Here is a 12,058-nt window from a genome sequence, read left to right as displayed (position 1 = left end):
TTAATTTATTCTTAGAATTCAGTTTTTATATAAACACGATATATGGTGTTTAAAATATCACCGCAGCCCAATATATAGTGTTAATTTAACTTTGCGCTACTGTATATAGTAAGTAGTTCACGTCTACGTTATTAGACGAGAGATAAAAGCCCTGCGAGATCGGATCCATGTGTAAACCTGTCATATCTCGCGGGAGTAGGCCCGCTTGGTCGGTCATTTTCATAAGTTCCGATGGTTTGATGAACTTGCTGTGATCGTGCGTGCCTTTGGGAACCAATTTGAGGATATACTCTGCCCCTACGATCCCCATCAGATACGACTTGAGATTTCTGTTTAGCGTAGAGAAAAAAACATGGCCGCCAGGTTTTACTAATTTGGAACATGCCAAAACAACTGAAGCAGGATCGGGCACATGTTCTAGCATCTCCATGCAGGTCACTACGTCAAATTGACCTGCGTTTGCCTCGGCGAATGCTTCAGCTGTAGAGCAAACGTAATCAACTTTCACTCCAGATTCCAAGCCGTGAAGCTTAGCCACTTCTAACGAGGCTTCAGCCATATCTAGACCGGTAACTGTTGCACCCGCACGCGCCATAGACTCCGCCAAGATGCCGCCGCCACAGCCAATATCGACGACCTTTTTGTCAAACAACCCTTCGCTGTGTTGATTGATGAAGTTTAAACGGAGTGGGTTAATAAGATGCAATGGTTTAAATTCACCCTCTGGATCCCACCAGCGAGAAGCGAGTTCAGAGAACTTATTGATTTCTTGTTGATCGACGTTCGTCATGAGTAAAACAATCCTTAACTTATCTCTTTTTAAGATATCGCAAATCAAGGTTGTGTTTCACTGTTTTTGAGTAGAAATAGCCAAATTATAAGAAGGGACGAACGAAAAATAATCGCTTGCCTTTTAGTTGATTAATAAGCGTAATTAAGCGCTACATAATTCTGTCATCAAGTGTTACACTCGAAGCACGATTATGACCCATATAATAATAACAGTGCGCTCCCACGCCTTGTTTTCACAATGATGTGAAGCGAAGCGCTGGATAACGCAGAACAAACCAAGATAAAGGGATTAAGCAGTTTATGTCTGATAACGCTAAAGAAATCCTCCCCGTTAATATTGAGGAAGAGTTAAAGAACTCCTACCTTGATTACGCGATGAGCGTTATTGTCGGGCGAGCCTTGCCTGACGTAAGAGATGGCTTGAAGCCAGTGCACCGTCGTGTGCTGTTCGCAATGAACGAACTGAAAAACGACTTTAACAAGCCATACAAAAAATCTGCCCGTGTGGTGGGTGACGTAATTGGTAAATATCACCCTCACGGTGACTCTGCGGTTTACGACACCATTGTTCGTATGGCGCAACCGTTCTCACTTCGCTATATGCTGGTAGACGGGCAAGGTAACTTTGGTTCAGTAGATGGCGACTCAGCTGCTGCGATGCGTTATACCGAAGTTCGCATGGCAAAAATTGCGCACGAATTACTCGCCGATTTAGATAAAGAAACCGTTGATTTTGTCCCTAACTACGATGGTACAGAGCATATCCCTGAAGTATTGCCAACGAAGGTGCCTAACCTTCTTGTCAATGGCTCGTCGGGTATCGCGGTTGGTATGGCGACGAATATTCCGCCACATAACCTCACCGAAGTGATCAACGGTTGTGTTGCGTTAATTCAAGATCCATCGATTACCATTGATGATCTAATGACCCATATTCCAGGCCCTGATTTCCCAACGGCTGCGATGATCAGTGGTCGTAAAGGTATTGAAGATGCTTACCGAACAGGTCGCGGTAAAATTTATCTCCGTGCTAAAGCGGAAATCGAAACTGACAGCAACGGCAAAGAAACCATTGTTGTTAACGAAATCCCTTACCAAGTCAATAAAGCGCGTCTTATTGAAAAGATTGCTGAGCTGGTAAAAGAAAAACGCATCGAAGGCGTTTCTGCACTGCGTGATGAGTCTGATAAAGACGGTATGCGCATTGTTATCGAAGTTAAACGCAACGAATCTGCCGAAGTTCTACTTAATCATCTATATGCGAATACCCAGCTTCAAACGGTATTCGGTATTAATATGGTTGCGCTAGACAATGGGCAGCCGAAGGTATTCAACCTTAAAGAAACGTTAGAGTGCTTTATTCTTCACCGCCGTGAAGTGGTAACACGTCGTACCGTTTTTGAATTACGTAAAGCCCGTGACCGAGCTCACATTCTTGAAGGTTTGGCTATTGCGCTTGCCAATATCGACCCAATTATCGAGTTGATTAAAGCGTCGCAAAGCCCAGCAGATGCGAAAAAGTCACTTGTTGCACAAGGCTGGGACTTAGGTGACGTAGCGCAAATGTTAGAGCGTGCCGGCGATGATGCTGCACGTCCTGATTGGCTAATGCCAGAGTTTGGTATTCGCGACGGCAAGTATTATCTTACTGAGCAGCAAGCGCAAGCTATCCTTGACCTTCGCTTACACAAGCTAACAGGCCTTGAGCACGAAAAAATCCTAGAAGAGTATAAGCAACTTCTAGAGATCATTGCTGAACTTCTTCACATCCTTAATAGCCCAGAGCGTTTGATGGAAGTGATTCAAGAAGAACTTGAAAAAGTTCGCGATGAATTTGGTGATGAGCGTCGTACTGAAATTACGGCAGCAAGTCACGATATTGATATTGAAGATCTTATTGAGCAAGAAGACGTTGTTGTAACGCTTTCTCGCGAAGGCTATGTGAAATATCAAAAACTTACAGATTACGAAGCGCAGCGTCGTGGTGGCCGTGGTAAATCAGCAACCAAGATGAAAGATGAAGACTTCATCGAAAAGCTTCTTGTTGCTAATACGCACGATCACATACTGTGCTTCTCTACACGTGGTCGCTTATATTGGTTGAAAGTGTATCAGTTGCCGTTTGCCAGCCGTAACGCGCGCGGACGCCCAATTGTTAACATTCTACCGCTTGAAGAAAACGAACGTATCACTGCTATTCTTCCTATTAAAGAATTCGAAGAAGGCAAGTTTGTACTGATGGCAACGGCAAACGGTACAGTGAAAAAGACTGACCTAAGCCTATACTCTCGCCCTCGTTCAAGCGGTATTATCGCCGTTAACCTGAATGAAGGTGATGAATTGATTGGTGTTGATATTACCCACGGTGATGACGACATCATGTTATTCTCTGATGCAGGTAAAGTAGTTCGCTTTAACGAGAAGCTTCGCGACAGCGAAACTGGTGAAGTGAAGCGCGACCCTGAAACCGGTGAAGAGCTTCTGGCACTTCGTCCTATGGGAAGAACGGCCACAGGTGTTCGCGGTATTCGTCTTCAAGACGGTCAAAAAGTGGTATCACTTATTGTTCCGAAAGGCGATGGTCCGATCTTGACAGCTACAGAGAATGGTTTTGGTAAGCGTACCCCGTTAGAAGATTACCCAGCGAAGAGCCGTGCGACACAAGGTGTTGTGTCTATAAAGGTGTCTGAGCGTAACGGTAAAGTGGTTGGCGCGGTTCAAGTAGACGAAACCAATGAAATTATGCTTATTAGTGACCAAGGTACACTGGTTCGTACCCGTGTAGGCGAAGTGTCAGTAGTAGGTCGTAACACACAGGGCGTTCGCTTGATACGTACAGTAGAAGGTGAGCACGTTGTAGGGTTACAGCGTATTGAAGAAGTGGAAGAGTTACAAGAATTCGACGAAGACGGTAACCTAATCATTACAGACGATGCGCCAGAACAAGCAGAAACTGCTGTTCAAGAGCAAGAGAACACCGCAGAAGACGGTGACGGCTCAACGACAGAAGAGTAGGGATAGCGCGCAGGCTTAGGTCATGCGCATTATCAGTGTTCTTTCAAACAAGCGGCTTTTGCCGCTTGTTTACCTAATGGACCCGTAAAAAGATTATGATAAAGCGGGTTGAACGGTAATTATCTACAGGTGTTGAAATACGCAATGAAAGAGGTTTTTAACTTTAGTGCTGGGCCGGCCATGCTTCCCAAAGAAGTGATGGAAAAGGCACAATCAGAATTTACAAATTGGCGCAATTTAGGCTGTTCTGTCATGGAAGTTAGCCATCGTGGTAAAGACTTCATTGAAATAGCGGCAAAAGCAGAGCAGGATTTGCGTGACTTGCTATCGGTGCCATCTAACTACCATGTGCTTTTCACACACGGTGGTGGACGCGGTCAATTTGCTGCTGTTCCCCTTAATTTGTCATCCGCCGGTGATACCAGCCTTCATTTAGTGAGCGGCTCTTGGTCAAAAGGTGCGGTGAGTGAAGCGAATAAATACAATAACGCGGTAGTAGTGGGCGACGTTACAGAAAAGGACGGGCTTCACTATATCGCTAAGCCTGCTCTGAGTGATATCGATCAGTCTGCGGCCTATTACCATTTTTGCCCGAACGAAACGGTAGACGGTATTGCTTACGATTGGTTACCTGAGTCAGGAAAGGTTCCGCTGGTTTCTGATATGTCCTCGACAATATTGTCACAACCGCTAGACGTGGCTAAACACGGTGTTATTTACGCCGGCGCACAAAAGAATATAGGCCCAAGCGGTTTGTCTGTGGTTATCGTTCGCGAAGACCTAGTTGGCAAAGCACGTAAAGAAACGCCCTCTATCTTCGATTATGCCTTAGCGGCAAAATCTGATTCTATGTACAACACACCGCCAACGTTCTCATGGTACCTGGCAGGGCTTGTATTTGAGTGGCTTAAAGACATGGGCGGCGTTGATGCTATGGCTAAACGCAATGCTGAAAAGGCGGCGTTATTGTATTCAGCTATCGACAGTTCTGACTTTTATTCAAGTAAAGTTCACCCTGACAACCGTTCAAAAATGAACGTGCCGTTTCATTTAGCCAATGCTGAACTTGACGGATTGTTCCTTAAACAGTCACAAGAAGCAGGGTTACTTGCTCTTAAAGGGCATCGTTCGGTAGGGGGCATGCGTGCCAGTATTTATAATGCAATGCCGGTAGAGGGCATTGTTGCGCTAGTTGAATTTATGCGCGAATTTGAAAGAGTGAATGGATAAAATGGAGCAGTTAACATTAGATCCGATTGCAAAAGTATCGGGAGAGGTCAATGTACCTGGCTCAAAAAGCCTGTCTAATCGCGCACTATTGCTTGCCGCGTTGGCTGAAGGTGAAACTGAATTAACCAACTTGCTCGATAGCGAAGATATCGAGCATATGCTTAATGCACTTACGAAGTTAGGTGTTAGCTATCGCTTAAGCGACGACAAAACTCAATGTGTTGTTCAAGGTAACGGTGGGGCCTTTAACGTAGCTGAACCACTTGAGCTTTTCCTGGGCAATGCCGGTACTGCTATGCGACCTTTATGTGCAGCACTTGCTGCAAGTAACGTTGATACCGTACTTACTGGTGAGCCGCGTATGGAAGAGCGCCCAATTGGCGATTTAGTTGATGCGCTACGCGAAGCAGATGCTGACGTGTCTTACCTTAAAAATGAAGGCTACCCTCCGCTTCAAATTAAAGGCAAGACGTTAAACGGTGGCGAAATGTCGGTTGATGGCAGCGTGTCTAGCCAATTTCTAACGGCGCTCTTAATGGCAGCACCCCTGTTTTCAGGAGATGTGACTATTCGTATCAAAGGCGAATTAGTCTCTAAGCCTTATATCGATATCACGCTAGACACCATGGCTAAATTTGGTGTTACTGTTGAGAATGACAACTACCAGACGTTTACGGTTTCTGGCAACGCTAAGTACGTTGCGCCAGGTAAATTTATGGTAGAAGGCGATGCATCGTCTGCATCTTACTTCCTTGCAGCCGGTGCCATTAAAGGCGGGACGGTACGCGTAACCGGAATTGGCCAAAACAGTATCCAAGGTGACATTCGCTTTGCTGATGTGCTTGAAGCCATGGGCGCAAAAATCGTGTGGAACGATGAGTATGTTGAAGTAACTGGTGCTCCGCTTAAAGGCGTGAACATGGATATGAACCATATTCCAGATGCAGCGATGACCATCGCGACTACGGCATTGTTCGCTGAAGGTCCAACAACCATGACCAATATCTATAACTGGCGCGTGAAAGAAACTGACAGACTTGCGGCAATGGCGACTGAGCTTCAAAAGTTGGGCGCGAAAGTGGAAGAGGGGCATGACTACATAAAAGTGTGGCCAATTGATTCATTGAAACACGCTGAGATAGACACGTATAACGACCACCGAATTGCCATGTGCTTCTCGCTTGTTGCATTAAGTGATACGCCAGTAACAATAAATGACCCGGGTTGTACACGTAAAACCTTCCCAGACTACTTTACCCGTTTTAAAACGCTGTATAGCGCGTAAGCATCGGTAAATGTTCCTTAAAAAACCTGGTAGGCAATGGGGCTATCACCTCTGTTGAGCCATTGATCCAAATCAGAGATATCCTAATGTCCAATGCCGCCACTTCGAGGCGGCATTGCTTATCTCTCACTAAAGCGTATAATTGCGCGCGATTTTTAGTAATTTAAATGATGGAGCAGGTATGCATTCCACACCCGTAGTCACGGTTGACGGTCCTAGTGGTGCTGGTAAAGGTACATTGAGTAGCTTGCTGGCAAAGAAATTAGGGTGGCACTTTCTAGATAGCGGCGCAATTTACCGCGTATTAGCCGTTGCTGCACTACACCACGACCTTCCGTGTGATGATGAAGAATGTGTTGTTCCTCTAGCAACCGGTCTTGATGTTAGTTTCGAGACGAACGGCGAAAACATTCGCATTATTTTAGAAGGCGAAGACGTCACTGACGATATTCGTACTGAAGAAGTTGGCGCAGTGGCGTCAAAAATTGCGGCATTACCCCGCGTTCGCGAAGCACTACTACGCAGACAGCGCGCTTTTCAACAAGATCCAGGTCTTGTCGCTGATGGTCGTGACATGGGTACAGTGGTATTTCCCGATGCGCCTGTAAAGATCTTCCTTACAGCGAGCGCAGAAGCCCGTGCAGAACGCCGCTATAGCCAGTTGAAAGCAAAGGGCATGGATGTTAATATTGCGCGCCTTTTAACCGATATTAAGGCGAGAGACGAGCGCGATACGCAACGTGCAGTGGCTCCTTTAGTACCGGCACAAGATGCAGTAATTATAGATTCAACGGACTTGGATATTGACCAAGTCTTTGAAAAAGCGATGGATATTATTTCCTCACGCCTTTAATGACGAGAGCTGATCGCATCCAAAGCAGTGTTGCTACAGGAAGTGGCGACTAATTTTAATAACCCCGCGTTATCAGGATAAGAAGCGTGGATATCAACTTAAAAGTTATTTGAGACTTATGACTGAAAATTTTGCACAACTTTTTGAAGAAAGCTTACAAGAACTAGAAACACGTCCAGGTTCAATTGTAAAAGGTACTGTTGTTTCTATCGACAAAGACATCGTTCTTGTTGATGCAGGCTTGAAATCAGAAAGTGCTATCCCAGCTGACCAATTCAAAAACGCTGAAGGCGAACTAGAAATCGCTATCGGTGACCAAGTAGACGTAGCACTAGATGCAGTTGAAGATGGTTTCGGTGAAACTATCCTTTCTCGCGAAAAAGCGAAGCGTCACGAAGCGTGGGTTGAGCTGGAAAAAGCTTACGAAGATAAAGCTACAATTAAAGGCGTTATCAACGGTAAAGTTAAAGGCGGTTTCACTGTTGAAGTTAACAGTGTACGCGCGTTCCTTCCTGGTTCTCTTGTTGACGTACGTCCAGTACGTGACACTACGCACCTTGAAGGCAAAGAGCTTGAGTTTAAAGTTATCAAGCTAGACGCTAAGCGTAACAACGTTGTTGTTTCTCGTCGTGCAGTTATCGAAGCAGAAAGCAGCGCAGAGCGCGAAACGCTTCTTGCTAACCTTGAAGAAGGTCATGAAATCAAGGGTATCGTTAAGAACCTTACCGATTACGGTGCGTTCGTTGACCTTGGTGGCGTAGACGGTCTTCTTCACATCACTGATATGGCTTGGAAGCGCGTTAAGCACCCAAGTGAAATCGTGAATGTTGGTGACGAAATCAACGTTAAAGTACTTAAGTTCGACAAAGATAAGCAACGTGTTTCTCTTGGTATGAAGCAAATGGGCAACGATCCATGGCAAGAAATTGCGTCTCGTTACCCAGAAGGTACTAAGATCAATGGTCAGGTTACTAACCTTACTGACTACGGCTGTTTCGTTGAGATTGAAGACGGCGTTGAAGGTCTTGTACACGTATCTGAAATGGACTGGACTAACAAGAACATCCACCCATCTAAAGTTGTTAACCTAGGTGACACTGTAGATGTAATGGTTCTTGAAATTGACGAAGAGCGTCGTCGTATTTCTCTAGGCCTTAAGCAGTGTATTGCTAACCCTTGGGAAACGTTTGCTGAGTCACACGAAAAAGGTGACAAAGTGTCTGGTAAGATCAAGTCAATCACTGACTTTGGTATCTTCATCGGTCTTGACGGCGGTATCGACGGTCTTGTTCACCTTTCTGACATCAGCTGGAATAAGTCTGGTGAAGACGCAGTTCGCGACTATAAGAAAGGCGACGAAATCTCTGCAGTTGTACTACAAGTCGACCCAGAGCGTGAGCGTATCTCTCTTGGCGTTAAGCAAATCGAAGAAGATCCTTTCAACAAGTATCTGACAGATAACAAGAAAGGTGCTATCGTTACTGGTACAGTAACAGCAGTTGATGCGAAAGGCGTTACTGTAAATCTAGCTGAAGAAGTTGATGGCTACATCCGCGTTGCAGACCTTGCTGTAGAGCGTGTTGAAGACGCAACAGAAGTAGCAAGCGTTGGTGATAGCATTGAAGCGAAGTTTATGGGCGTTGACCGTAAGAACCGCACTGTTAACCTATCTGTTAAAGCGAAAGATCAGGCTGACGAAAAAGAAGCTATCGACAAAGTTAACCAGCAAGAAGATGTTGGTTTTGCTAACGCGATGGCAGAAGCATTTAAAGCTGCTAAAGGCGAATAATGCTTTTGTGGGTGTGCATTTGCACACCCAATTCGCGCTAGCTGTTTAAACAATAATAGTGACAATGAGGTTAAGCATGACCAAGTCTGAATTAATTGAACGGCTCGCGGATCAAGCGCGTCATATTCCAGCGAAAGAACTCGAACTGGCGATAAAAGAACTTCTAGAACAAATGGCGCAAACGCTTCAAAAGGGTGAGCGTATTGAAATTAGAGGTTTTGGTAGTTTCTCTCTTCACTACCGCGCCCCACGCGTGGGTAGAAACCCAAAAACGGGCGAGACGGTGAAACTAGACGGTAAATATGTGCCGCACTTTAAGCCTGGTAAAGAGCTTCGCGAAAGGGTAGATGCCTCAATCGCATAATACATTTAAAAGCCGCTGGAAAGCGGCTTTTTTGTGCCTGCTGTATTATTATTTTCGCAATAATCAGTCGTCTATACACATTCGCCACACTTAGGTGCTCGCGATCGTCGATACACTATGGGTTAATTCTTAATCCCTATTGACCCCAACTCGAATAGAGATATATATTGTTTAGATTATAATAAACGGTATTCATAAAAGTAATGTCAGCTGGCGACGATAAAGCAATAATAAAACAATACCAGCCGCTCATTCGCGCGTTAATTCCTTATGAACAACAAAACAAGCTGTTAGAAGGAATCAACAAGTTTTCGAAGCGTCTACCTAGTAGTGTTCGAAAAGTAGTAAAAGAAGAGGTTGTTCGACTAACATCGTTAACGGATGCCCCTGCTGATAACTCCGCCTTCGCGCAATTCCCCGTCATGAAGTTTAAGCACTTCGGTGTTCAAATGCGCCTTGATAAAGTTGGCGCGCAAATACTCAAAAACGAAACATCACTTTATCAAGACAGGTACACTGTAGGCGTGTTTGAGTCGGTAATGAACTCAGACTTTTATCAGAATCAAATAAAAAAGGAACAGTTCAAAAAAATTGTCGACGCTTTCAATGTTGAAAGCCAATCGTTTACCGATATAGATTTCGGCGATGACATCGCTATTCGTCCCAACTTTACTATTTCTTCTCCAGAGTTTGAGAAAGGCCGTCATTGCTCAATCAGTTCGATTTCACATAAAGGTATTGCGCTTGAAACCAAAAGGCCACCGAATGCATCCACTGGAGACATCATTACGTTCACTATTCCCGAAGTGCAAGGATTCACTAAAGAACCTACTGCAATAGCGCTTGAACTAGAGTCCGTGAAATATAACAAGCACTTAGGGAAATATGAGACAACCTTTGTATTTCCAGACGATGTGGACAAAGGTTTCCTTACAGCTCTAACGCGCTATGTGTCGATTACCGCTTATAAGCAACCATTGCAGCGCGATTTAGAAATTGAACGTGCTATGCAAGAGCTTGAGCGCGACCGCATTCTTGAAAATAGCCCGTGGTTACCCGTGTTTCTCGCGCCAGACAAGAAATCGCTTAAACCGTTTATTGCGCTTTTCACTAAAGCGAATGCTGAGCACAATGACACTGAAAAGTTATTGGCGAGTTTACAAGATAAACCTATATTCGCGGCGTTAGTTAACGAGTTGCGAAAGTATAACGAAGCCTATGTTTTTCACGGCAACATCAAGACCAAAAATGGCAACGTGCAGATAACGGCGACACATAGGCAGATGCTAGCACTTAAACAACTTAATGCGTTGGTCTATCTTCTCGTAAAAAGCGGCGACTTCATTTGTACTCATTGTCGAATGGATACCGTTACACGCGAAGATAAACAAAAAGCGTTTGCTATTCACGATATTGCCAGTAAGGAATTTGAACAATTGGCACAGGTTTCACATGTCTTATACTGTAAAGATGTGTCTGCTTATCTTACTAATCTGACCCTCTCGGCAAAATGCGATTTCAAACCCTTGTCTAAGACCTTGCGGGCAAGCGGCAAAAAGTGGCGAATTGATTATGTGATGGAAGATGATTTAGATAGACGTAATGAGACACGTTATATTATTGATAAGCCTGCTTCTATTAAAACTGGACTGCTTACATCTATCGATGCACGCGTTGCTGATTTGAGTGCAAATGGAATGAAATTAGTCATTGCACCGAAGAGTGAGCTTCAAAAAGAAATTCGCGTTTCAGTGCCCGAGTTGAAAATTAAAGGTGAGAAATACAAGGTCGTGCATTACCAAGCAGAAACCGGCGTGGCGAGGTTGTGTCTTGCTGAAGACACACGTAAAACGAAAGTGAGTTCAAGTGTCGATCATATGGTTGAAGAGAATACTGCGTATTTCAAAGCAAGAGATATTGCGCGTATTCAGCGCGCAACCCATCGTTATATCTGGGAACTGGCGGTAAGGCATATGCCATCTTTGTCGGTACTCTGCGTGATGAATCGCTTTACACTAGACAGGCTCAAAACGGTATATCAAAGTGATGCATCTGACGACCTTTACCCTTTTTCCCGCACTCAAAATATTATTCCACTGCACGGCTTTTTTGCAGACAAAGGGCAGGCTAAGCCCAAGTCTCAAATTCTAGAAGCGATGTTCAAAGAAACGTCTGAACAAGCGTTAGTGGTGCACTGTGTGAGAAAGAGCGATAACCGCCTAGTATATATCAAAGAACGTGATTTTCTGTTTTCTAAACTGCGCACACAAATAAAAGCTCAGTTAGATGAAGAAAAAATACATCTCAGTGCCACAGATGTAACGGCGATTCGGTGTCACGGCGCAATAACACCTTTAACCAAGAAGCGTCTTGCCCAGCTATCAAAGCTAGACAAAGCGATGTATGAGAAGCTTGAAACAATGCAGGCGGGGTACACACACTGCATTTTTATCACTAATATGTCAGCACTTCACCACGATTTAGTGGTAGACAACCTAATTGCCAAACCTCAACGGCAGGGTTTAGCAAGCGAAGGTGCTGCCTAAACCCCGTCCGCATGGATAGTTACCCACTCAGGGCAGCGAGACTCAAAATGTTCGTAATCGCGGCGTGTTACCGCAGGTTTAGTTGTTCTACACCAATGTGACACGACAAAGCGTACGGACATTTAAAACTCGCCCTTCGGGGAGGTCTAGCAAGTGGGCAATTATCTACGCGAATTGGTATAAC

8 protein-coding genes are annotated in these 12,058 nt (G+C 44.7%); 7 read left to right on the top strand and 1 reads right to left on the bottom strand.

Annotation, left to right across the window (positions count from 1 at the left end):
- Positions 1 to 85: 85 nt before the first annotated feature.
- Positions 86 to 790: a bifunctional 2-polyprenyl-6-hydroxyphenol methylase/3-demethylubiquinol 3-O-methyltransferase UbiG gene (gene ubiG / locus V7R42_RS13420; protein WP_334020774.1), complete on the bottom strand. Its 705-nt coding sequence runs from the start codon at positions 788 to 790 to the stop codon at positions 86 to 88.
- Between the two features lie 302 nt (positions 791 to 1,092).
- Between ubiG and gyrA the strand changes: the two genes are divergently transcribed.
- From gyrA to V7R42_RS13385, 7 genes are all read left to right on the top strand, one after another.
- A complete protein-coding gene (gyrA, locus tag V7R42_RS13415; RefSeq protein WP_334020773.1) occupies positions 1,093 to 3,807 on the top strand; it encodes a DNA topoisomerase (ATP-hydrolyzing) subunit A in 2,715 nt (904 codons plus the stop codon).
- 144 nt (positions 3,808 to 3,951) lie between these two features.
- Positions 3,952 to 5,037, top strand: a complete 1,086-nt coding sequence (serC, locus tag V7R42_RS13410) for a 3-phosphoserine/phosphohydroxythreonine transaminase (RefSeq protein WP_334020772.1) — start codon at positions 3,952 to 3,954, stop codon at positions 5,035 to 5,037.
- A 1-nt stretch (position 5,038) separates the two neighbouring features.
- Entirely contained in the window at positions 5,039 to 6,322 is a 1,284-nt protein-coding gene (aroA, locus tag V7R42_RS13405; protein ID WP_334020822.1) for a 3-phosphoshikimate 1-carboxyvinyltransferase, read from the top strand.
- Positions 6,323 to 6,503: 181 nt separating this feature from the next.
- Positions 6,504 to 7,175: a (d)CMP kinase gene (gene cmk, locus V7R42_RS13400; RefSeq protein ID WP_334020771.1), complete on the top strand. Its 672-nt coding sequence runs from the start codon at positions 6,504 to 6,506 to the stop codon at positions 7,173 to 7,175.
- A 118-nt stretch (positions 7,176 to 7,293) separates the two neighbouring features.
- A complete protein-coding gene (gene rpsA / locus V7R42_RS13395) occupies positions 7,294 to 8,964 on the top strand; it encodes a 30S ribosomal protein S1 (protein WP_334020770.1) in 1,671 nt (556 codons plus the stop codon).
- 76 nt (positions 8,965 to 9,040) lie between these two features.
- Positions 9,041 to 9,328 (top strand): integration host factor subunit beta, encoded by a 288-nt coding sequence (gene ihfB, locus V7R42_RS13390; protein ID WP_014949641.1) that lies wholly within the window; start codon positions 9,041 to 9,043, stop codon positions 9,326 to 9,328.
- A gap of 203 nt (positions 9,329 to 9,531) precedes the next feature.
- Positions 9,532 to 11,874: a PilZ domain-containing protein gene (locus V7R42_RS13385; RefSeq protein WP_334020769.1), complete on the top strand. Its 2,343-nt coding sequence runs from the start codon at positions 9,532 to 9,534 to the stop codon at positions 11,872 to 11,874.
- The last annotated feature ends 184 nt before the right edge of the window (positions 11,875 to 12,058 follow it).

This window comes from Alteromonas sp. S015 (genome assembly GCF_036864485.1).
In the GTDB taxonomy this organism is placed as follows: Bacteria; Pseudomonadota; Gammaproteobacteria; order Enterobacterales; family Alteromonadaceae; genus Alteromonas.
Note: the sequence above shows the minus strand (reverse complement) of the source record. Positions and strands in the feature narration are given on the sequence as shown.